We start from the raw sequence: 22501 nt of genomic DNA, 5'->3' as shown, positions 1-22501 counted from the left end.
ACGACTTGCCGCAGATCCACCAGAGATTGGAGCAAGCAGATGACTGTAAAAGTAACTGAACGCGACGACGAACATATGTCCCACGAAGCACTGGGCCATGGGATTCACATCTGGGATGTACACCAGCAAGACCTGTTGGTCGGCATGTTTCACAACGAGAGCGACGCTCATAATTATAAAAACGAGCTCGAAGCCCTTGAGATGAGACGCCAGACACAAAGCTCCTGAACACCTGAAATCTCGTAGGCCCCAGCCCCACGCAGCTGTAGGGCCTACCCCCGACGACCCCGCCATCGAGCGGGGTTTTTCGTTTTGGCAAACTGCACGGCGGGCATAAACGATTCAGTAAAATTGTATCAGCAAATAGACAATTGGAAATGATTCTCGATAATATCCACCACCTTTCAGCACGCCCATGAAAACGGAATTCATCATGACGAACGGATGCAGCAATACGCCGGACCAACAATTGCTCAAACGCTGGGGTGAAGCACTGGTTACGCCCCAGTTCCAGACTCACAACGTCACCCTCGACGCCCTTATCGACACCCTCGCACCCGCCGCCGAACGCAGCTTTCAACGCCTGATCCAGGCCCTGTTCCGTGAAGGCCTGCTGGCCCCCGATACACTCACCCAGGACGAGCAAGGCCGCCACCACCTGCCGCTGTCCGATCACGCCTGCCTGCGTTTCGACCACCTGCGTGCCGGGCGCATGGCCAGCTGGGACCTGCGTGGCGCGGTGACGCTTGTGCAAACTGGACAGGCCGCACGGAAGATCCAATTCCCATCGCAATTGCTGACGCTGCTCAACGACACCCTCGAAACACCTGCCGCCCCGCAGGTCTTGAGCCGCCTGAACAGCGAGATCGACGACAGTTTTGTCAACGATACGCTCTGCCTGGCCTTCCACGAGCAATGGAGCCTGAGGCTGCACGCCTCGATGGGCCCGTCCCATCAGGACAACCTGCTGAGTCATCTCAAGGATGAGCCAAGCGTTACCAACCCGACTTCCGTGCTTGAGCAGTGGGGCACGCTGGGCCACCCCTGGCACCCCAACTACAAAACCAAACTGGGTTTGGACACCCACCAGGTCATCGACTTCTCACCGGAGTTCGAAGCGCGCTTCCCGGTGTTGCTGTGCGCGCTACACCACCAGTACGCCCACGTGGAAACGCTGGCCGATACCGCTGATTACTGGCAATGGTGGCAAGCCCACTTTCCACGTGCTGCGCAGCAATTGACCGCAGCGCTGACGGCCCAGGGCCTGGAAGCCAGCGAGTATTTGCCGCTGCCTGCGCACCCTTGGCAAGCCCAACAGGAACTGCCCCGGTTGTTCGCCAACGAAATCGGCGACCGACTGCTGGTGCTGACCGACATCGTCGCGTTTACCGCCCACCCCACCATGTCCTTCCGGACCGTATTGCCTGATGGCCAGGGCGGCGCGCCCATGGTCAAGCTCCCGGTCTCACTGCGCCTGACCAGCGTACAGCGCACGGTATCGCCACGCTCGGCGCGCATGGGGCCGCGGATCAGTCACTTGCTGCAAACGATCCTGGCGCGCGAACCCGCGATCCAGAAACTCCTGAACATCGTCCCCGAGCGGATCGGCGTGCATTTCAACCCCCAACCGGTGAATGACGAACACGCCCGCCACCTGGCCGTGCTCTACCGCGACAACCCCCAGAGCCTGCTACAACCGGGGGAAATGGCCGTTCCGGTAGGTAGCCTGTTTGCCATCGACCAACACGGGCAGCCTTTGCTGAGACAATGGGTACGTTTGAGTAAAGGCCAGGACAATGCACCGGCCATGCTCGCGTTCTTTCGAGACTATGCAGCGATCACTGTGCCGGCCCTGCTGGGGATGTACCTGCGTTACGGTGTGGCGTTCGAGGCCCATCAGCAGAACGCCTTCATGGTCATGGCCGCAGACGGGCAGTTGAGCCGTCTGCTGTTGCGTGATTTTGGCGATATTCGCATCGACCGCCAGACCTTGCATGCCCACGGCCTGGACATCGAACTGCATGATCCCGGGATGACCCTTTACGACGATGCCGGTTTTGTCCGTGACAAGCTGCTGCACACGGTATTCATGTGCCACCTGGGCGAGCTGGTGCTGCTCAGTGCCCGCTACTTCGATATTCCCCAGGCACAACTGTGGAACGAACTCGCGGCCCAAGTCAGCCAGTGCTTTGATCGCATGCGCAACGAAGTCGCTCCCCAACGCTGGGAAACCGAACGTGCAGCGCTGCTGGAGCAGCCGTGGCCAGCCAAGTCGTTCATGCGGATGCGGCTGCTGGACAGTCACGCCGATATCGTCGGGCGCCTGCCGAACCCGCTGAGCGGCGCCGCACATGCCGGCTAACAGCACTGCACTGCGGTTGTTGGTGGTCATCCAGCTGGTGTCGATGGGTGCCATGGAAATGAGCGGCCCCTTCTGGCCTTTGCAGATCCAGAGGCTGCTTGGCGATGCCGGCGCCCATTACACCGGCCTGCTGTCGTCGCTGGTATACGCCGGACCGATGATGGCAGCAATGATCCTGACGCCCCTGTGGGGTCGTCTGGGCGACCGAACCGGGCACAAGCCGATGATCATTCGGGCGCTGCTGGCGCTGGCGGCCTGTCAGGCGCTGGCCGCCCTGACCTTCGATCCCTGGCTGCTGGTCGCGATCCGCGTGGCACAAGGTGCACTGGCGGGTTTTATCGCGGCCGCCCAAGCCTATGCGCTGGCGTGCTGCGGCGACAGTGGGCGCGGACACATAATGGCTCGCCTGCAATCCGCCACCGCCGTGGGTTCGCTGGCCGGTCCGGTGTTGGGTGGCTGGCTGATGGATATCTCCGGATTCGCCCTGCTGTGCTACAGCGCTACCGCCGTCTGCCTGGTATGCGCGCTGGTCAGCCTGTTCTTGCCCAGCGACACCCAGCGCCTGCGAAAGACTCATGCCACCACGCCCACCGCCCTGCCCAAAGGCTGGCTCGGCGCAATGTTGGGGATCATCGTACTGATCCAGGCTGCCAAAATGATGCCTCAGCCGTTTTACGCCCTATACGTCGCGGACGTCCTGCATGCGCCAGGCTGGTTGATCGGTGCCAGCTATGCCGCCAGCGCACTGACCCTGGCCCTGTCCGCACCACTCTGGGGTCGCCTGTTTGACCGACACCCACCCGCACACACGCTGCGCATCATCGAATGGGTCACCTGGGCCTGCGCCTTGACCCTGGCGTGCACGGCGCTGGCCAGCGAATGGCTGGGCTTCATCGCCAGCCGGCTGTTGTGGGGCATGTGGCAAGGCGCCTTGCTGCCGGTCGCCTATACGTTGATTGCCAATACCGTTGCGCCCGCCCAACAGGGGTTTGCCCTGGGCATCGGCAACAGCGCCGCCAAGGCGGGAGCGCTAGGCGGTGCCTTGCTGGGTGGTATCGGCATGGGGATGGTAGGCCTGGCACACAGCTTCTGGCTGGTTGCACTCACGTACGCCTTGGCCGCCCTGGGTATCCGCATCATCCGCTCGTTCACCCGAACACCCGCTATGCCTGTTTTTTCTGTCAATACGTCTAATAATTGAAAGGCAAGATCATGAGAAAGTCGCAATGGGCAGCGCTGCTGCCACTGATGGGATCGATAAGCGCACCGGCCTGGGCCGATCAGTCCGAGGCCGAGCCCACCAACCTGCAATTGCAGGCCACCGTCGTCTCGGCCACGCGCAGTGAAACCAGCATTGCCGCGATTCCAGGCTCCGTACAGGTCATCGACGAAACCCAGATCCGCCAGCAAACAGCCGCGGGGCGCCGGGTTGCGGATATTCTCGGGCAATTGGTGCCAGGCATTGCCCCTTCCAGCGGTGGCATGAGCAACTTCGGCCAGACCCTGCGCGGACGCAATACGCTGATCCTGATCGACGGCGTGTCCCAGAACGCAACACGCGACAACTTCCGCCAGCTCAACAGCGTTGCGCCGGAAAGCATCGAGCGCATCGAAGTGATCTCCGGAGCGAGCAGCGTTTATGGCGCGGGCGCCTCAGGCGGCATCATCAATATCATCACCAAGCGTAACCAAGGTGAAGACCTCGCCTTTAGCAGCAAGATCGGCATGACCAGCGGCAATAACTTCAGTCACAAGGGCTTTGCCTACGAGGCGTTCCAAAGCGCTACTGGGCGCAAGGGCCCGCTGGACTGGTACGTATCGGCGAACGGCGTGCAGCGCAACGACCAGTTCGACGGCAACGGCAAGCGCATTCCCCAGGACACGTCCCAGGGCAGCAACATGGATACCCAGACCTACGACCTGCAAGGTCGCTTCGGCTACACGCTGGATGACGACAAGAAGATCAGCCTGTCCCTGCAAGATTACAAAGACGAACAGGACACCCGTTACACCAAGAACCCACGCATCACCAACACCGCCGTTGCGGTCAAAGGCCTGGACCTGGACGATCAACCGTTCACACACAACCAGGCGGTCAACCTCAACTACTCCGACAAAGCGTTCTTCGGACAGGGCTTGCAGGTCGAAAGCTACTGGCGCCGGGCCGACGCGCTGTTTTTCCCCGACCTGTCCCGCGGTCGCGCAGGGGTTTCCGACAACAACAGCGTGCAGGACGTCTATGGCGTGCGCGCAGCCATCGACACGCAAATGCCGGATATCGGCCCGGCGACCGGCAATCTGGTCTGGGGCGCTGACTATGATCACGAAACCTCACGCCAGCGCGGCGACCAGTACCGAGTCAATGGCCTGACCTACACCAAGACCGGCACCACGTTCGAGATGGGGCCGGACATCACCACTACCACCAAGGCGATTTTTGGCCAACTGTCCTACGACATCGACGACTGGACCTTGCGTGGCGGTGTGCGCCGCGAGTGGATCGAGAGCCGGATCGACGACAGCATTGCCTATGGCGAAATCGTTCAGACCGGTAACCGCGCTACCCTGCCGGGCGGCACCCTCAAATATGACGACACCCTCTATAACCTCGGGGCGGTGTATCACCTGAGCGAAAACCAGGATGTATTCGTCAACTACAGCCAGGGTTTTTCCCTGCCGGACATCCAACGTTTCCTGCGGGACGTCAACAGCCAGTACGACATTCAGAAGCTCAATGCCCAAGCCCTCAAGGTCGACAGCTATGAGCTGGGCTGGCGTGGCAACTGGGACAAATGGCTGGCCAACGTCACGGCGTATGAAAACACTTCGGATGTCACCCAGTTCTATGACGCCAATGATCGCGTGCTGCGCCTGGTCAACCAGAAAGAACGCGTGCGCGGCATTGAAACCAGCCTGACGTACAACGTCACTGACCAGTGGTCGGTCGGCGGTACTTACGCGTATGCCAAAGGCGAGACCCGCCAAAACGGCAAATGGATCGACTTGCCGGCCACGCGCATCTCCCCCGCCAAGACCACCGCCTTTGTCGGCTATGACCACGACGACTTCAGCCTGCGCCTGCAAGCCATGCGCCTGGCCGACTATGACGCCGCGCTCAAGGATAACAATGGCCGCGATATCCAGGGCTACACCCTGGTCGACCTGCTGGGTTCGGTACGCTTGCCTGTGGGTCGCCTGGAGGGGGCGATCTACAACCTCAGCAACCGCAATTACCAGAACATGTTTGCCCAGGCCAACGCGCGAGCACCGTACCCGAATGCCGAAGGTCGGACCTTCAGCGTGAGTTATGCCGTGGACTGGTAACACGCGGCGCTGAAAGCACAAACCCCGCCTTTTGAGCGGGGTTTGTGTTTTGGGGCCGCTTCGCGGCCCAACGCGGGGCAAGCCCGCTCACCACAGGCAAGCCCGCTCAAGGCTTACAGACTTACCACATCAGATCATCCGGGATCTGGTAAGCGGCGTAGGGATCATCTTCATCCGGCACCTGGCTTTCGGTAAGGATATTGAGCTGCACGATACGCTCCGGTGCGCGCTCCTGGATCTTCAGCGCCGCTTCACGCGGGATCACCTCATAACCGCCACCGTGGTGCACGATCGCCAGGGAGCCGTTGCTCAGCTTGTTGCGCATCAGCGTGTTGACCGACAGGCGCTTGACCTTCTTGTCGTCCACGAAGTTGTAGTAGTCCTCGGTGGTCAGCTTGGGCAGGCGCGAGGTCTCGATCAGTTGCTTGACCTGGGCCGTGCGGGCCTTGGCCTCGGCTTTTTCCTGCTGCTGGCGGTTCAGTTCCTGGTCGCGCTTGACCTTCTCGGCGTGCGCCTCGGCCGCCAGACGGGCCTGGGTGTCGTCGGCCTCGATCTGGCCTTTATGGACCAGGCGCTGCTGTTTCTGTTTCTCTTTGCCGACCTGCTTGGCCTGCTTTTGATTGACCAGACCTGCTTTGAGCAACTGGTCGCGAAGGGAAAGGCTCATGGTGCTTACTCACTTAGGCAACTGCTCAACCGCAGCTGGACACATTCTTTTCCTGACGTTTGGCTTCGCCCCACAGGGCGTCCAACTCTTCGAGGGTGCAATCTTCTATGGGACGGCGGGTATCGCGCAATGCCTGTTCGATAAATCGGAAGCGTCGTTCGAACTTGGCATTGGCGCCCCGTAGCGCGGTTTCCGGGTCGACCTTGAGGTGACGGGCCAGGTTGACCGCCGCAAACAGCAGGTCGCCGACCTCATCGGCAATCGCCGCCGGGTCGTTATCGGCCATGGCTTCGAGCACTTCATCCAGCTCTTCGCGCACGTTATCCACCACCGGCAAGGCGCAGGGCCAGTCGAACCCGACCTGGCTGGCGCGCTTTTGCAATTTGGCGGCACGGGAAAGGGACGGCAACGCGGTGGGTACATCGTCCAGCAGGGAAAGCTGCTCCGGCGCGTCGGACTTCTGCGCGCGCTCCTCGGCCTTGATCTGCTCCCAGCGTTCCTTGACCTGTTCTTCGCTCAACTGCGGGATATCCAGCGGCGCATACAGGTCGCCGGTGGGGAACACATGGGGATGGCGACGGATCAGCTTGCGCGTGATGCTGTCGATCACCCCGGCAAATTCGAAGCGCCCTTCTTCCCGCGCCAACTGGCTGTAGTACACCACCTGGAACAACAGGTCGCCCAACTCACCTTGCAGATGATCGAAGTCGCCGCGCTCGATGGCGTCGGCGACTTCGTAGGCCTCCTCCAACGTGTGCGGGACGATGGTGGCGTAGGTTTGCCTGATGTCCCACGGGCACCCGTACTGCGGGTCCCGCAGGCGATTCATCAGGTGCAGCAGGTCTTCGAGCGTATACATCATGGGGTACGGTTACGCCGCGTCTCGATGATATTCGGCAACTGGGAAATCCTCCCCAGCAACCGTCCCAGTGCGTCCAGTCCCGGAATCTCGATGGTCAGGGACATCTGCGCGGTGTTGTCCTCTTTGTTCGAGCGGGTGTTGACCGCCAGTACGTTGATCCGCTCATTGAGCAACACCTGCGACACGTCACGCAGCAACCCGGAACGGTCGTAGGCACGGATGACGATGTCCACCGGGTAAGTGAGCACCGGCACCGGCCCCCAGCTGACCTGGATGATCCGCTCAGGCTCACGCCCGCCCAGTTGCAGCACCGAGGCGCAATCCTGGCGGTGAATACTTACACCGCGGCCCTGGGTGATATAGCCGACGATGGCATCCCCCGGCAGCGGCTGGCAGCAGCCGGCGATTTGAGTCATCAGGTTGCCCACGCCCTGGATCTGGATATCGCCACGCTTGCCGGGCTTGTAGCCGGTGGCCTTGCGCGGGATCAGTTCCAGCTGTTCGCTGCCGCGTTCCGGCTCGACCAGTTGCTGGGCCAGGTTGACCAGTTGGGCCAGGCGCAGATCGCCGGCACCGAGGGCGGCGAACATGTCTTCGGCGATCTTCATGTTGGCCTTTTCGGCCAGCTTGTCGAAGTCCACCTGAGGCAGGCCCAGCCGTGCCAGTTCGCGCTCGAGCAAGGTTTTACCGGCAGCGACGTTCTGGTCGCGCGCCTGCAGTTTGAACCAGTGGACGATCTTCGCCCGCGCCCGCGACGTGGTGATGTAGCCCAGGTTCGGGTTCAGCCAGTCGCGGCTCGGCGTACCGTGCTTGCTGGTGATGATCTCGACCTGTTCACCGGTCTGCAGGCTGTAGTTGAGCGGCACAATGCGCCCGTTGATCTTGGCGCCCCGGCAGTTGTGGCCGATCTCGGTGTGCACGCGGTAGGCGAAGTCCAGCGGCGTGGCACCCTTGGGCAGGTCGATGGCGTGGCCGTCGGGGGTGAAGATGTAGACCCGGTCCGGCTCGATATCCACGCGCAGCTGTTCGGCCAGGCCGCCGATGTCGCCGAGTTCTTCGTGCCATTCCAACACCTGGCGCAGCCAGGAGATTTTCTCTTCGTACTGGTTGGACCCGGCCTTGACGTCGGTGCCCTTGTAGCGCCAGTGCGCGCATACCCCAAGTTCCGCCTCTTCGTGCATGGCGTGGGTGCGGATCTGCACTTCCAGCACCTTGCCCTCGGGGCCGATCACCGCCGTGTGCAACGAGCGATAGCCGTTTTCCTTGGGGTTGGCGATGTAGTCGTCGAACTCCTTGGGAATGTGCCGCCACAGGGTGTGGACGATCCCCAGCGCGGTATAGCAGTCGCGCATTTCCGGCACCAGCACGCGCACCGCACGCACGTCGTAGATCTGGCTGAAGGCCAGGCCCTTGCGCTGCATTTTGCGCCAGATGGAATAGATGTGTTTGGCGCGGCCGCTGATGTCGGCTTCGACGCCAGTGGCCTGCAACTCGGAGCGCAGCTGGTTCATCACATCGGTAATGAAGCGCTCACGGTCCAGCCGCCGCTCATGCAGCAACGTGGCAATCTGTTTGTATTGATCGGGTTCGAGGTAGCGGAAGGACAAGTCCTCCAGCTCCCACTTGATATGGCCGATGCCCAGGCGATGCGCCAACGGCGCATAGATGTCGAAGACTTCGCGGGCAACACGGTTGCGTTTTTCGTCGTCGGCGGTCTTCACCGCACGGATCGCGCAGGTACGCTCGGCCAGCTTGATCAGGGCGACGCGCACGTCATCGACCATCGCCACCAGCATCTTGCGCAGGTTCTCGACCTGGCCCTGGGTGCCCAGCACCATGGACTGGCGCGGGCTCAGGCTGGCACTGATCGCCGCCATGCGCAGCACGCCGTCGATCAGCTTGGCCACCACGGTGCCGAAACGCTGGCTGACGGTGGGCAACGGGATATGCCCTTCACGCACGCCGCGATAGAGCACGGCGGCGATCAACGAATCCTGGTCCAGCTTGAGATCGGCGAGGATCTCAGCGATTTCCAACCCGGTGCGAAAGCTGGAAGTGCCTTCGGCCCATAGGTTCTTGGCCGCATTGTCTTGCTGCTCAGACTCACGAGCGAACTCGCAGGCTGCTTTCAAGGCTTCACGGTCCAGTGCCGGATCGACACTGATGGCATGGTCCAGCCATGCCTCGAGATTGATACTGCCGTCGGTGTTGATCGGCTGGTGTGCTCTCACCTGTACCATCTTGCTTACCTTCCCTACGACGCACCTTCGATGCGCCAAAATCATCGCCGACGTTTACTGCGGACTCCCTGGCAGATCAAAGGCCCTGGAGAACGCAGGCCAGTCGGATTAAACAGGCATCCTAGCCCGCTTCAAATAACGCCATGGCCTCGACATGCGCGGTTTGCGGAAACATGTCGAGGATCCCGGCACGTTTTAGCCGGTAGCCTTGCCTGACCAACTCAACCGTGTCCCGCGCCAGCGTGGCCGGGTTGCAGGACACATACACCAGACGCTTGGCGCCCAAGGTCGCAAGCTTGCGCACAACCTCCAGGGCACCGTCACGGGGTGGGTCCAAGAGTACCGCAGAAAAGCCCTGTTTGGCCCATTCTGCGTCAATCAAAGGCTGGGACAAATCGGCTTGAAAAAACTGCGCATTGTGCAAATCGTTGCTGACGGCATTCACGGCCGCCCGGTCCACCATGGTCTGCACACCTTCCACCGCCACCACTTCGCGTACCTGGCGCGCCAGTGGCAAGGCAAAATTGCCCAGGCCACAAAACAGGTCCAACACCCGTTCGTCGGGTTGTGGCGCCAGCCATTCCAGGGCCTGGGCAACCATCGCGGCATTGACGCCGGCGTTGACCTGCACAAAGTCGCCTGGCCGGTAAGCCAGTTCCAGATTCCACTGTTCCAGTGGAAAGCCCAACACAGCATCGGTGTCAACCGGCGCCGGCTGGCCCTCGCCCTGCAGCCACAACTGCGCCTCATGGAAAGCGCAGAATTCGTTCAATACCTGCAGGTCCGCTTCGGACAGCGGCGCCATATGCCGCAGCAACACCGCAATGGACGTACCGCTGAACAATTCCACATGCCCCAGGGCCTGCGGTTTGCTCAGGCGGCGCAGCATGTTCGGCAGGCGCTGCATGATCGGTTGCAAGGCCTGTACCAGTACCGGGCAGTCATCGATGGCGACGATGTCCTGGCTGGCCACGGCGCGAAAACCGACGTCCAGGTGTTTCGCCTTGGCATCCCAACGCACGGCCACGCGGGCGCGGCGACGGTAGCCGAATTCCGGCCCGCTCAACGGTGCGGCCCACTCTTGCGGTTCCACGCCCGCCACGCGGGACAGTTGCTCGGCGAGCATGCGCTGTTTCAGGGCAAGCTGTTCGGCATGGGGCAAATGCTGCACGCTGCAACCGCCGCAACGGCCAACGTGCGCGCACGGCGCCGGGCGGCGCAGCTCGCTGGCCTTGAAGACGCGCTCGGTGCGCGCCTCGACGATTTTGCCGTGGGCACCCAGCACCCGCGCTTCGACTTCTTCGCCGGCCAGCGCGCCGTTCACAAACCAGGTGCGCCCTTCGAAGAACACGATGCCACGGCCGTCATTGGCCAGGCGCTCGATGGTCAGGCGTTGTTTCTTGCCCACCGGAATCTGCGGGGCCCGGCTGCCGCCCGTCGGTTGGAAGCGCAGGCCTCTCTCGTGCCTGGCCATCAGTTGGGTTCGTCGAAGATGCCGGTCGACAGGTAGCGGTCGCCTCGGTCACAGATGATCGCGACGATCACCGCGTTTTCCACCTCCTTGGACAGGCGCAACATACCGGCCACGGCGCCGCCGGAGGATACGCCGCAGAAGATGCCTTCTTCACGGGCCAGGCGGCGGGTGGTGTCTTCGGCCTCGCGCTGGGCCATGTCGATGATGCGGTCCACGCGCGTGGCGTTGTAGATCTTCGGCAGATACTCTTCGGGCCAGCGGCGGATACCCGGGATGGCCGCGCCTTCCATCGGTTGCAGGCCAACGATCTGGATCGCCGGGTTCTGCTCCTTGAGGTAGCGCGAGTTGCCCATGATGGTGCCGGTGGTGCCCATGGAGCTGACGAAATGGGTGATGGTGCCCTGGGTCTGGCGCCAGATTTCCGGGCCGGTGCTGGTGTAGTGCGCCTCGGGGTTGTCGCCATTGGCGAACTGGTCAAGCACCAGGCCACGGCCTTCGGCGGCCATGCGCTCGGCGAGGTCGCGCGCGCCCTCCATGCCTTCTTCCTGGGTGACCAGCACCAACTGCGCGCCATAGGCAGTCATCGCCGCCTTGCGCTCGGCACTGCCGTTGTCGGGCATGATCAGGATCATCTTGTAGCCCTTGATCGCAGCGGCCATGGCCAGGGCAATCCCGGTGTTACCCGACGTCGCTTCGATCAGGGTGTCGCCAGGCTTGATCTGCCCGCGCAACTCGGCGCGGGTGATCATCGACAGCGCCGGCCGGTCCTTCACGGAACCGGCCGGGTTGTTCCCTTCGAGCTTGAGCAGCAGGGTATTGTTGGTTTCACCCGCCATGCGTTGCAAGCGGACCAGGGGCGTGTTGCCGACGCAATCGGCGATTGTAGGGTACTGCAAGGTCATGGCGTATTCGCAATCCAGACTGCGGGGCGCACATCATACCGGGAAAGCCTGGCGGGCCATATCACGCAAAGTGCGGTGCTTATTGCGTTAGGGTATAAGCATGAAGAATCATCCGATCACGAACGCTGTCCATTCCTGGTGGGTAAAGTCCCGAATCCGCTTGTTTTCGGCTGATGCCCTCGCGTCCCGCACGCCATTGAGACGATTCACGTACTGCCCTTCACTGATCAAGCCGCTCGCCAGTTGTTGATCAGCAACCTCCAATAGTTTCTGGAAACGGCGGAGCTTGAATTCGAGATCTGCGGCATATTTATGTTGAATAAAATGCACCCAGAAAGGCTCTTTCTGTAACAACTCAGGCCAGTTCGTTCCCGTCTCATTATTCAGTACCGCCGTGCGCACGGTATTGACTGAACGGGCATCCGGCACAGCCGCCTCAAAACGCTGGGGGAGTACTTGCGGCAAATTCAGGCTCGATGCCAGGGCGATGCGATAACTCAGGACCCGCGTGCAAGCGAATGCCATGCCCTGGGGCTCAAAGTGCCTGGAAAGGTACTGATCTATGTATTCAAGGCGACGCAGTGCACGGTAGTAATGCAACAGATTTGGCCCGGCCGTTTGGACGCCGGCATCGAGTATCCGTAAGGGAGCTATTTGCAACTCAAGTTGATGCAAGCACAACAGGCAACCATCAATCCCTCCGCGAAGGGTGCGATAACACGGTAAGTAAGCAATTCGCTCCATGCCCTCATGGGACATCGCATCGTCAATCACCCCCCAGACTCGGTGAGAAATGATCTCCCTCATCACACGGTGGTGAGGGTCAAGGAACTGCGGGTATTCGGCAATGCTTGCCAGCAACTCAAAGAAATAATCCGCCATTGGCTGGTTTTGCAAGTACGCCCAATCGAGTTGGCGCGCTTGTACTTCTCCAGGAGGGAGCAGCGCCAACCAGCGGTCGGGACGCCGATCAAAAGGAACCGTCGGCTCCCATAGTCCGAAATCAACACCGGGAGGTCCCCGACGCTCGCCCACTCGGCGTAACAACTGTCGCGCCTCGGCGGAAAGCGGATTACCTCTCAAGTTCATTCCCTGATGGACTTCGGGATAAATGAACAGGTCCGTCTCGGCCAGGTCCTGTATTTGATTGTCACGCAGGTCAAAGCTGCCCAACGTGGAGAGACTCACGGCACCGCGCGGCAATTGGTTCAACGCGCAATTGCGCAGGTTCAGCTCCCGCAGGTTCGTCAACCTATACACGTTCAAGCGTCGTCCTTGCCCAAGTGGGTTTCCCGACAAATCAAGGCTTCTGAGTTCCGTCAGCTCAGCCAGTCGTTCCTCGTCCACATAGTTGAACCGCAGGTGGTTGTTCGACAGATTGAGCACTTCCAGGCGTGCGTGGAGGTCCAGATTGGGAAGATGCGTGAGTTGGTTACCATTGAGATAAAGAACACGCAGCGCCGGAAAGTTGAAAAGAAAGCGCTCCGGCAACTCCGTCAATCGGTTGTTTCTCACACTCAGCATAGTCACATGACCAAAGTGCGCGCGCAGGGTCGGCAAGCTTGCCAAATCCAGATCGTCCAGGTTGAGCTTCTCGGCCACTCCCGGCGTGACAGCTTCCTTGGCCCAGCAACGCTGAATTCGCTCAACCGCCAACGCCCGTGATCGGGCCGATGCGCTGTCCGGCTGGGCTGTCGACGCCTGATCCCGCCACGCTTGCAAATCCCTGTACAGCTGATCTCGCTCTTTGACTTGCTTGGTGATCATCTCTTCACGCATAGCGACCGTGTCACCCGCCTCCGCTAGCATCGCCCACACCTCGGCGTCCGTTTTAGAAGGGTACAACTCACGCATACGTGAGATCTGTTCACGCTCTGTCGGCCCGAATTCGGTTCCACCACTGAGTGGATAGCCTTTGCGACCATTGATCAGGCGGGGTGGCGCGAGCCTCGATGGCATTGGCCGCATGTTGAGTGTCGCTTGGATTCCCGACCAATCCTGCCCCAGGCGGGCGCCCATCTCTGCGCGCAACTCCTCCAGCGCGCCGGGGTGGGTGTAGCCCAACGCCTGCCGCTCGGCCAGAGGCAGTGCGTTGAGCAAGGCCTCCAGGAAGGGCGCGCGCGCGCCCATTGCCTGCAAGCTGCCATCCGCCCGTTGGACGTAGGCCAGGTACTGCCCGACGCTCGGTTTCAAGACCCGCCGAAGGTCAGCATCATCGGGACCGACGCTGTCGATCACGCGGCGGGCGTCCCAGAGTTCAACCCGCAGCGATGCTGGCCACCCCTTCAGACCAGCCAGCTCATGGAGGATCAACCGAGAACTGTCGTCATTCGCCAACGGCGACAGGTGCACGCCTTCCAGGGCGCCACAGACCCGCAACCAACGGGACCACCACCGCGCCTCTTGCGCCAAGGTGTGCGGTACGCGCCCCTCCCGGAGGCGCTCCAACTCAGACGCAGAAGCATGTTGCACCCAGTCCTGCGCAATCCCCACGGTCAATCCAGGGAACTGACGCACTATCACCTGTACCGAAGGGTCATCGGACCGCTGGTTCTTGCGGCGCAGCACATCGAAAAACTGCGCATGCATCTGCAGTTTGTCCATGTGCACCTTGCTCTCCAGGGTCGTGACCTGATCTTCACGCGCAACACCCGCCCGACCGACCAGCGCATCAGCCGCGTCAGGGGTTATTTCGTCAAGCACCTGGACGATAAACTCCGCACCTTGTTCCAGCCCGTCCTTGACCCGTTCAAAGATATTCAAGCGCTCGAATGCCTCCACCAGCAGCACCGGCGGCGGTTCGCTGCGCACATGCACCTTGCGCAGTATGTCCGGGGTCACGCCGCTGATCTGCTGAACCTTGTCGATGGCATCCGGGGCCAATGCGCGAAACCTGGGCCCCAGGCGGTAAAAAGGTTGTTGCCCGTCCCAGGTCAGCGGGTTCTCCCATTCATGGCGCCAGGCGCCCGCGCCGTTATGGCTCAATACCGGCGCATACGCGTCGTCCAGGGCAGGATGGCGGATACGCCAGGGTTGGGTCTGATCCGCTTGGGTCACTTTGAAATATTGACTGTCGATGAACAAATAGCGGTCCGACGCCAAACGGTACAAACCCATCGCATCAGGCTCGGAGGCCATACGCGTGGCGTCGACGTCGCTCGCGTACTGTGTGATCTCGCGCAGCACCGGGTAAAACGTGCCTTGCGGTGCACGATTGCGCAGCATGGCCTGGGCCACTTGATGACGAAACCCGGTGATGGCTGCCGGCATATCGGCGCCGAACCTGGCACGATCATGATCGGAGAGTTGGCTCAGCATTACCCGGAAAAACGCATCCGCGCCGCCCTGCTGCACACCGGCACTCTGTCTACACGGATCGTAGGGCGAAAATTCTCCCTCGCCATGGTCGAGGACCAACACGGCATATCTGTCACGGTCCAGGGGCACATAGGTTGGAGGGCCGACAATCAGGCGTTTGCCAAGAGTGCCCAAGGCACTGCGGGCGAACGCCTGGACCCACGCCTGAGTTTGCGGGTCAAACCGGCGGCGGTGGTAGATCCGGTCAATGAGTGCCTCGGCGCGCGCCATCTGCGCGGCGGCCTTGAGCCCATCGTACAGTCCCTCGGGTTGTTGTCGGACCTCAAGCAGACGGGCTTGCTGATCGGGCGACAGCGGATGCTGATCCAGCACCTCCAGCAATCTCGGCAGGCTGACGTCGGGATGCAAAGCGCGCAGCACCTCGATCACCTCGGGCACCGGGTAGTCATGCCCAACGCTGTCGGGCAACCACTTGCGCACGGACACCGACGCGCGTGTAGCGGCCGAACGATGGATATCGGCAAACCGGGTCAGGGCTTCGAACAGATCGAACCGCGACGCCTGGGCCTGGGCTGCCAGTTGCCGACGAACGGCCTGTTCGCCGGCGGAAAAACTCGACGGTAAAAGCTGTACCACCGCGTGGGACAGGTGCGCGGTGATGCGCTGCGGTGTCGAATAGCCAAACCGGTGGTTCTCCAGGGCGGTGACCGTGATCACGACCGTCGTGGGCCGGGCCGTATCCCTGCTGTAGAGTCGCAACTCCTGGCCTTGCGCATTCACGATTCTCAACGCTGTATCCAGCGGCCACGCCGGCAGCTGGGTCAGCAAAGGGCCCAGGACTTCGAACGCCCCCATGGGCACTGGCCGGTTGGAATCGACCAAGCCGGCCACCCAGTCAATCATCCGATCGGCGTTGAACCGATGCGCCGCTTCCACCAGAGAGGCTGATGGGCGCTCGCCTGCCCAGACACGCTCCAGTTGCTCTCGTGATGTGCCGCTGGTTTCCAGCACGGCCTGCAGCTCATGCGCAGGCGCCTGGGAGGGCAGCAGCATGCGCTCAAGCAACTGGGGGCTACTCAGCCCCGTACTGTCCTTGATGCTGGCGGCGGGTATTTGCGAGAGGCGTTGATACAAGGCTTGATGGCGCCGCCTTACACTGAACGCCAGGCGGCTATGCAGCCGCCCGCTGATCAACAGGTCGGCCAAGTCGGAAAAAGCCAGGACCAGTTCGCCAGCATGCCCCTCGAGCACGCTGGAAATACCGTTGAGCACCCCCTCACCGAGCGCCGCGAACAACGCGACTGCCCGCACACGCGCCAAACCCTTGAGCGGCCCGGGTACCGGCATCAGCAATAGCTCCAGCACCTCACTGATAACGGTGCGAGCGATACCGGCAAGGGTCGTCAGAAATCCCGGTTTTTCGTTGGCCAGGCCCTTCAGGTTGGCGCCAATGCGCGCCAGATGGAGATCACCCAAACTGACCGGCGGTGCTTTGGTCACGACCTTGCGGGTATAGCCGGTCCGGTCCTCCAGACGAGACTCGAACACCTTAAGAAACAAATCCTGTAATGCCTCGGCAAAAGGACTGAGTCCGGTTTCGCGCGTGGCGCCTCGTCTGAGTCTGGTCAAGCGCTCGCTGTCGGGCTGTGACATGACCCCGTACAACCACGCCACCCTGCCCTGCCGGTAGAAAGCACTGAAGGCCACATAAAACTCCTGGCAGGCTTCCCGGTGGTTGTCGAAATGGCGCAGATCGCCCCCGCCCGGCCGACGGGGAAAGTAACTGAAGGCGCCTTTGCAACCGTTAACGGAAAACACCAGGTGGGGGATGTTCAGGCTGTCCCCCGGCGGCCTGCTGAGTATTTGCCCGGTGTTACCGATGAATTGAGGCACCCAACCGATGTTGTCCTTGCCATCGGGGATGAACAGCTGCATTTCCTCGCAGCGCCCCCACTCCTCGTCCTGATCCAGTGCTTGTTTGATATGCCGGTATTTTTCCCGGTCGATTCGGGTGGTGTTCGAGTCTCTCAGGGCTTCAATCAGGGCGAACTCAAACTCCAGCCGCCCCAGGCTCACAATCGCCTGGCCCAACGGCTCGGCCTTGTCCAGGCTGTCGTCGAGCAGGGTTCTGAGTTGGCCACCGAGATTGAGTTCGCGCACCAATGCGATGAAACTCTCGGGGCTGAGGTCGATACTGAGCCCGCTGGACGTTGCCACGCCGTCATGGCCGGGGTAATCCCAACCCGTCAGGCCGTCATAGTTCATGCAGGCGGCGTCCCACAGCGAAAGCCGGACGACCTTGGGCTCATTGAAGCGGTCGTAGGAATAGGTGGTGGTGATGTGCTGGGCCTTGGGATCAACGACATGGCCGGTGAGGTCTTTGAGGCCCGTTCGCAAACGCTCCAGACTCTGGTGTTCAAAGTTTGTGACGAATTGACGAATGTTTCGTTCGACCTGCGCCTGGGCCTCGATCAAGGCCCGTTGCAGGCGTACATATTCTTGCTGGCCATCGTCATCCAGCCCGGCCATGAACGCGGCGAATTTCTCCTGCAAGGCGTCCACGGTTTGCAGGGTCGCCCACTCGTCGCCTGAGACCAGGGGCAGCCTCGCTCGCTGCTGCGTCATGAACGTGGCCAACGGGTCTTCCTGCTGTTGTGTCGCTAACGGCTCAATCATTTCACACTCCTTGAAATGATCAGCCTATCCACTACTTGTCGACGGCTCCGGTAGCTATGTAGCGCGTTGATTCAGCCATGGTTCTTCTCGAAGACCGCTGCGCCCATCGCTGCAATCTGCCGCTCGATCAGTGCGTCGAACGGGCGCAGCAATGGCTCGAAGGAGGCGGGGGCTTCCAATACTTGCAGGGCCTGCGCAATCGCTTCGACGGTGGACAATGCACCGGGCCCGGGCGCCTTGCGCAATCGATAGCGTGATACGGCATCGCCCATCAAGGTCACTCGCGGCAACGCCGCCAGCAAAGGGTTGAGGTACAGCAATTTGCGCGCCTTGCGCCAGGTGCCGTCGGGAACCACCAGCAACATCGGCTGTTCGTCCGGCGCATAGCGTTGCAAGGGTTGCGCATCGTCCGACGGAAACAACAGCCGCGCCTGATAACCGGGTGGGTTCAACAATGTCGCCAGATCGTCGAACACCTCCCCCACCACCAATTGCGCATTGTTCAAGCCCAGCGCGGCCAGCCTTGCGGTATTCAGCGCGTGGTTGACCTCACTCGGGTGCTGCAACAGCAACACGCGGGTGCGGCTTTCCAGGCTGGGGATCAACGGGCACAGGCAGTGGGTGGCAGGCCTGAGACAACGGGAGCATTGGGATCTGGACATGATTTTCAGGCCTGGTTGAGCTGGGCTTTGAGGAGGTCGCGAAAGGTCTGGATCAGCGGTTCACGGCTGCGACCACGGCGCATGATCATCGAAAACGGCGCCTGGTAGCCGAAGGTCGCCGGCAGCAACACACGTAAATCACCCTTGTCGGCCCAGGCCTGGGCATAGTGTTCGGGCAAGTACCCGATATAGGCACCGGACAACACCAGGATCAGTTGCGCCTCCATACTTTCCACTGTCGCCGCGCTGTGCTTGAAGCCATGGCGCGCCAGTTCGGCCTGGCTCCAGTAGCCGCGTCCGACCATGCGTTGCTGGGTAATCACTTGTTCCGGGATACGTCGTTCATTGAATAAAGGATGCCGGGTGCTGCAATACAGCCAGTGCTGTTCGCGGTACAGCGGCATGTAGATCAGCCCGCTCATGCGGTTGGAGAAGGCACCGATGGCCAGGTCCAGGCGGTTGTCCTGCACGCCCAGTTGCAGCTCGTAGGGGCTCATCACCGATAAGTGCAAATGCACCGCCGGGTGCTCCAGGCTGTAGGCGCCTATCACCTCGGCGAACGGCAGCGCCTTGTCGCTGACGGTGGAATCGAGCACGCCGAGCTTGAGGGTGCCGCGCAACTCGCCCTTCAACGCGGCAGCATATTGCTCGAAGCCTTCCAGCTCACCGAGCAGGCGCAGGGTTTCCTGATGGAACAGCTCGCCCTTGCTGGTGAGGCTGAACCCGCCGCGGCCGCGATGGCACAGCACCAGGCCCAATGCCGATTCCAGCTGGCTCATGTAGGTGCTGATGGCCGAGGTGGACAGGTTGAGTTCGTGCTGGGCATTGGCGAACCCCTGGTGACGCACGACGCTGACGAAGATGCGCAGGAGTTTCAGGTCGGGCAAGGCGTTGGCCATGGGCGGCTCCAGAGGCACACAAAATCCTGTGGGAGGGGGCTTGCCCCCTCCCACATTGAAACGCAGTTTACCCCAGGCATTAGTTTAGAAAAATCTGAACTAAGTATTTGCCCCTGCCGATTCTTTCGTTTCCCTGTATTTCGCAGAATCGACCCCTAATAAACAAAACAACGATGAGGCACTCCCGTGGACAAGATTTTCCACCAACCACTGGGCGGCAACGAAATGCCGCGCTTTGCCGGCATCGCCACCATGATGCGACTTCCCCACCTGCAAACCGCCAAGGGCCTGGACGCTGCCTTCATCGGCGTGCCCCTGGACATCGGCACCTCGCTGCGCGCCGGCACCCGCTTCGGGCCGCGTGAAATCCGTGCCGAATCGGTGATGATCCGCCCGTACAACATGGCCACCGGCGCCGCACCGTTCGACTCGCTGTCGGTGGCGGACATCGGCGACGTGGCGATCAACACCTTCAACCTGCTCGACGCCGTGCGCATCATCGAAGAAGCCTACGACGAGATCCTCGAACACGACGTGATCCCGATGACCCTGGGTGGCGACCACACCATCACCCTGCCGATCCTGCGGGCGATCCACAAGAAACACGGCAAGGTCGGGCTGGTGCATATCGATGCCCACGCCGATGTGAACGACCATATGTTCGGCGAGAAAATCGCCCACGGCACCACCTTCCGCCGCGCCGTGGAAGAAGGCTTGCTGGACTGCGACCGTGTGGTGCAGATCGGCCTGCGCGCCCAGGGCTACACCGCCGAAGACTTCAACTGGAGCCGCAAACAGGGTTTCCGCGTGGTCCAGGCCGAAGAGTGCTGGCACCACTCCCTCGCACCGCTGATGGCCGAAGTGCGTGAAAAGGTCGGCGGCGGCCCGGTGTACCTGAGCTTCGACATCGACGGCATCGACCCGGCCTGGGCTCCGGGCACCGGCACCCCGGAAATCGGCGGGCTGACCACCATCCAGGCCATCGAGATCATCCGTGGCTGCCAAGGTCTCGACCTGATTGGTTGTGATCTGGTAGAAGTTTCGCCGCCCTACGACACCACCGGCAACACCTCGTTGCTGGGTGCCAACCTGCTGTACGAAATGCTCTGCGTATTGCCGGGCGTGGCGCACCGCTGATGAGCACGCACGAGGTGCTGCAAGCCGCCGCCGAGCTGGTGGCGGCCTTCGCCCGCAATGATCGCGCCGCCTACTTCGGCGCGTTCACGGCCGATGCCAGCTTTGTGTTCTACACCCTCCCCCAGCCGCTGCTCAGCCGCGATGCCTACCAGGCGTTGTGGGACAGCTGGCGTCGGGACGAGGGGTTCGAAGTGCTGTCGTGCACGTCGAGCAACGCCGTGGTCAGCCTGCAGGGCGACGTGGCGATATTTATCCATGACGTGGCCACCGAGCTGCGCATGAACGGGGAGCAATTCAAAAGCCAGGAACGCGAGACCATTGTCTTCACACGGCAAGGATCTGGCGCACAACAAAAACAAGGCCTGTGGCTGGCCTGTCACGAACATTTGTCCGCTATGCCGGAAGGGCTGCCGCCCCCTTAGCCAATGTGATCGGAGCTGATCATGAATAATAAAAACAACGATAAAAGTATTCGAAAAATAGAAACCAACGGGGTCGAGCAGATCCCGGACCACGAACGTACCGCCGGCCCCAAGGATCTGTTCCGACTGATCTTCGGCGGTGCCAATACCTTTGCCACCGCCGTGCTGGGCTCCTTCCCCGTGCTGTTTGGCCTGTCATTCCAGGCCGGCGTCTGGGCGATTGTGCTGGGCGTGCTGGTGGGTGCGCTGATCCTGGCGCCCATGGGCCTGTTCGGGCCGATCAATGGCACCAACAACGCCGTGTCTTCCGGTGCGCATTTTGGTGTGCACGGGCGGATCGTCGGCTCGTTTCTGTCGCTGCTGACGGCGATTGCCTTCTTCTCACTGTCGGTGTGGAGTTCGGGTGATGCGCTGGTGGGCGGTGCGAAACGTCTGATCGGCCTACCGGAAACCGACCTGACCCTGGGGCTGGCCTACGGGGTGTTCGCCATTCTGGTGCTGACGGTGTGCATCTACGGCTTTCGCTTCATGCTGTGGGTCAACCGCATTGCGGTGTGGGCGGCGAGCCTATTGTTCCTGCTGGGTATCTTCGCCTTCGCGCCGGCTTTCGACAGCCACTTCGCAGGCTCCGTCGCGCTGGGGCAGACCGGCTTCTGGGCCGCCTTCATCGGCGCCGCGCTGGTCGCCATGAGCAACCCGATTTCCTTCGGCGCGTTCCTCGGCGACTGGTCGCGCTACATCCCGCGTGAAACGCCGAAAATGCACATCATGCTGGCGGTGGTCCTGGCACAAATCGCGACGTTGATCCCGTTCCTGTTCGGCCTGGCCACCGCGACCATCGTGGCGATCAAGGCACCGGACTACATCGCGGCGAATAACTACGTCGGCGGTTTGCTTGCAGTGGCACCGACCTGGTTCTTCCTGCCGGTGTGCCTGATTGCGGTGATCGGCGGCATGTCCACCGGCACCACCTCGCTGTATGGCACCGGGTTGGACATGTCCAGTGTGTTCCCGCGCCTGCTGTCACGGGTCAAGGCCACCTTGCTGATTGGGGTGATGTCGATTGCCTTCATCTTTATCGGACGTTTCGCCGCCAACCTGGTGCAGAGCGTGTCGACCTTCGCCGTGCTGATCATTACCTGCACCACGCCGTGGATGGTGATGATGATCATCGGCCTGATCGTGCGTCGCGGCTTTTACTGCCCGGATGACTTGCAGGTGTTCACCCGTGGAGAAACCGGCGGTCGCTACTGGTTCAGCCATGGCTGGAACTGGCGCGGGCTGGGGGCGTGGATTCCGAGTGCGCTGGTGGGTCTGTGCTTCGTCAACCTGCCGGGGCAGTTTGTCGGGCCGCTGGGCAACCTGGCCGACGGCATCGATATCAGCCTGCCGGTGACGCTGGGACTGGCCTCGGTGGTGTACCTGACCTTGCTTCGTGTGTTCCCGGAACCGGCGGCCGTCTACGGGCCCGCCGACCCTCGCAGCAAGCGCACGGATGCGCGCGTTAAACCGGCGCTGCAACCCGCCGCCTGATCGCCCATAAAAAAGATAATCGG

Annotated in this window: 15 protein-coding genes; 7 read left to right on the top strand and 8 right to left on the bottom strand. The window is 61.5% G+C overall.

Annotation, left to right across the window (positions count from 1 at the left end; all coding sequences use genetic code 11):
* Positions 1-39: 39 nt before the first annotated feature.
* The 4 genes from BM017_RS08670 (at position 40) to BM017_RS08655 (ending at position 5686) form a co-directional block, all read left to right on the top strand.
* The gene (locus BM017_RS08670) at positions 40-228 is read left to right on the top strand and encodes a hypothetical protein (protein WP_071491322.1); all 189 of its coding nucleotides are present in this window, start codon (positions 40-42) and stop codon (positions 226-228) included.
* 205 nt (positions 229-433) lie between these two features.
* Positions 434-2362, top strand: coding sequence for an IucA/IucC family protein (locus tag BM017_RS08665; RefSeq protein ID WP_092243319.1), 1929 nt, complete (start codon positions 434-436; stop codon positions 2360-2362).
* On the top strand, positions 2352-3563 hold the full coding sequence (locus BM017_RS08660; RefSeq protein ID WP_092242935.1) for an MFS transporter: 1212 nt from the start codon (positions 2352-2354) through the stop codon (positions 3561-3563). The genes BM017_RS08665 and BM017_RS08660 overlap by 11 nt, the downstream gene beginning before the upstream one ends.
* A gap of 11 nt (positions 3564-3574) precedes the next feature.
* A complete protein-coding gene (locus tag BM017_RS08655) occupies positions 3575-5686 on the top strand; it encodes a TonB-dependent receptor (RefSeq protein WP_092242932.1) in 2112 nt (703 codons plus the stop codon).
* Positions 5687-5807: 121 nt separating this feature from the next.
* On the opposite strand, the gene BM017_RS08650 is transcribed toward BM017_RS08655, so the two are convergent.
* From BM017_RS08650 to BM017_RS08615, 8 genes are all read right to left on the bottom strand, one after another.
* Positions 5808-6353 (bottom strand): DUF2058 domain-containing protein, encoded by a 546-nt coding sequence (locus BM017_RS08650; RefSeq protein ID WP_028617375.1) that lies wholly within the window; start codon positions 6351-6353, stop codon positions 5808-5810.
* 25 nt (positions 6354-6378) lie between these two features.
* Entirely contained in the window at positions 6379-7212 is an 834-nt protein-coding gene (mazG, locus tag BM017_RS08645) for a nucleoside triphosphate pyrophosphohydrolase (protein ID WP_092242930.1), read from the bottom strand.
* On the bottom strand, positions 7212-9455 hold the full coding sequence (gene relA / locus BM017_RS08640) for a GTP diphosphokinase (protein ID WP_092242926.1): 2244 nt from the start codon (positions 9453-9455) through the stop codon (positions 7212-7214). The genes mazG and relA overlap by 1 nt, the downstream gene beginning before the upstream one ends.
* Positions 9456-9576: 121 nt before the next feature.
* Positions 9577-10929, bottom strand: a complete 1353-nt coding sequence (gene rlmD, locus BM017_RS08635) for a 23S rRNA (uracil(1939)-C(5))-methyltransferase RlmD (protein ID WP_071491327.1) — start codon at positions 10927-10929, stop codon at positions 9577-9579.
* Positions 10929-11831: a cysteine synthase CysM gene (cysM, locus tag BM017_RS08630; RefSeq protein WP_092242923.1), complete on the bottom strand. Its 903-nt coding sequence runs from the start codon at positions 11829-11831 to the stop codon at positions 10929-10931. The genes rlmD and cysM overlap by 1 nt, the downstream gene beginning before the upstream one ends.
* Positions 11832-11939: 108 nt before the next feature.
* Positions 11940-17825: an NEL-type E3 ubiquitin ligase domain-containing protein gene (locus BM017_RS08625; protein WP_092242920.1), complete on the bottom strand. Its 5886-nt coding sequence runs from the start codon at positions 17823-17825 to the stop codon at positions 11940-11942.
* A 71-nt stretch (positions 17826-17896) separates the two neighbouring features.
* Complete coding sequence (locus tag BM017_RS08620) at positions 17897-18487, bottom strand: tRNA-uridine aminocarboxypropyltransferase (RefSeq protein ID WP_092242918.1); 591 nt, start codon at positions 18485-18487, stop codon at positions 17897-17899.
* Between the two features lie 5 nt (positions 18488-18492).
* Positions 18493-19386 carry a LysR family transcriptional regulator gene (locus tag BM017_RS08615; protein ID WP_017134867.1) on the bottom strand — a complete coding sequence of 298 codons (894 nt, stop codon included), beginning with the start codon at positions 19384-19386 and terminating at the stop codon, positions 18493-18495.
* 186 nt (positions 19387-19572) lie between these two features.
* On the opposite strand from BM017_RS08615, the gene speB reads away from it, so the two are divergent.
* Genes speB through BM017_RS08600 form a run of 3 tightly spaced genes read left to right on the top strand, consistent with a single transcriptional unit; the run spans position 19573 to position 22478 of the window.
* Complete coding sequence (gene speB / locus BM017_RS08610; protein WP_033900672.1) at positions 19573-20523, top strand: agmatinase; 951 nt, start codon at positions 19573-19575, stop codon at positions 20521-20523.
* A complete protein-coding gene (locus BM017_RS08605; protein WP_092242915.1) occupies positions 20523-20945 on the top strand; it encodes a YybH family protein in 423 nt (140 codons plus the stop codon). Before speB ends, BM017_RS08605 begins: the two co-directional genes overlap by 1 nt.
* Positions 20946-20966: 21 nt before the next feature.
* The gene (locus BM017_RS08600; protein WP_092242912.1) at positions 20967-22478 is read left to right on the top strand and encodes a purine-cytosine permease family protein; all 1512 of its coding nucleotides are present in this window, start codon (positions 20967-20969) and stop codon (positions 22476-22478) included.
* Positions 22479-22501 lie beyond the last annotated feature (23 nt).

This window comes from Pseudomonas sp. NFPP04 (assembly GCF_900113815.1).
Taxonomy (GTDB): Bacteria; Pseudomonadota; Gammaproteobacteria; order Pseudomonadales; family Pseudomonadaceae; genus Aquipseudomonas; species Aquipseudomonas extremorientalis.
Note: the sequence above shows the minus strand (reverse complement) of the source record. Positions and strands in the feature narration are given on the sequence as shown.

Excerpts from the sequence above, each read along its gene's own strand:
- relA (WP_092242926.1), bottom strand. The coding sequence starts at position 9,455 with ATGGTACAGGTGAGAGCACACCAGCCGATCAACACCGACGGCAGTATC.
- BM017_RS08620 (WP_092242918.1), bottom strand. The coding sequence starts at position 18,487 with ATGTCCAGATCCCAATGCTCCCGTTGTCTCAGGCCTGCCACCCACTGC.
- rlmD (WP_071491327.1), bottom strand. The coding sequence starts at position 10,929 with ATGGCCAGGCACGAGAGAGGCCTGCGCTTCCAACCGACGGGCGGCAGC.
- BM017_RS08665 (WP_092243319.1), top strand. The coding sequence starts at position 434 with ATGACGAACGGATGCAGCAATACGCCGGACCAACAATTGCTCAAACGC.
- BM017_RS08670 (WP_071491322.1), top strand. The coding sequence starts at position 40 with ATGACTGTAAAAGTAACTGAACGCGACGACGAACATATGTCCCACGAA.
- cysM (WP_092242923.1), bottom strand. The coding sequence starts at position 11,831 with ATGACCTTGCAGTACCCTACAATCGCCGATTGCGTCGGCAACACGCCC.
- BM017_RS08600 (WP_092242912.1), top strand. The coding sequence starts at position 20,967 with ATGAATAATAAAAACAACGATAAAAGTATTCGAAAAATAGAAACCAAC.
- BM017_RS08615 (WP_017134867.1), bottom strand. The coding sequence starts at position 19,386 with ATGGCCAACGCCTTGCCCGACCTGAAACTCCTGCGCATCTTCGTCAGC.
- BM017_RS08650 (WP_028617375.1), bottom strand. The coding sequence starts at position 6,353 with ATGAGCCTTTCCCTTCGCGACCAGTTGCTCAAAGCAGGTCTGGTCAAT.
- BM017_RS08655 (WP_092242932.1), top strand. The coding sequence starts at position 3,575 with ATGAGAAAGTCGCAATGGGCAGCGCTGCTGCCACTGATGGGATCGATA.
- BM017_RS08625 (WP_092242920.1), bottom strand. The coding sequence starts at position 17,825 with ATGATTGAGCCGTTAGCGACACAACAGCAGGAAGACCCGTTGGCCACG.
- BM017_RS08605 (WP_092242915.1), top strand. The coding sequence starts at position 20,523 with ATGAGCACGCACGAGGTGCTGCAAGCCGCCGCCGAGCTGGTGGCGGCC.
- mazG (WP_092242930.1), bottom strand. The coding sequence starts at position 7,212 with ATGTATACGCTCGAAGACCTGCTGCACCTGATGAATCGCCTGCGGGAC.
- BM017_RS08660 (WP_092242935.1), top strand. The coding sequence starts at position 2,352 with ATGCCGGCTAACAGCACTGCACTGCGGTTGTTGGTGGTCATCCAGCTG.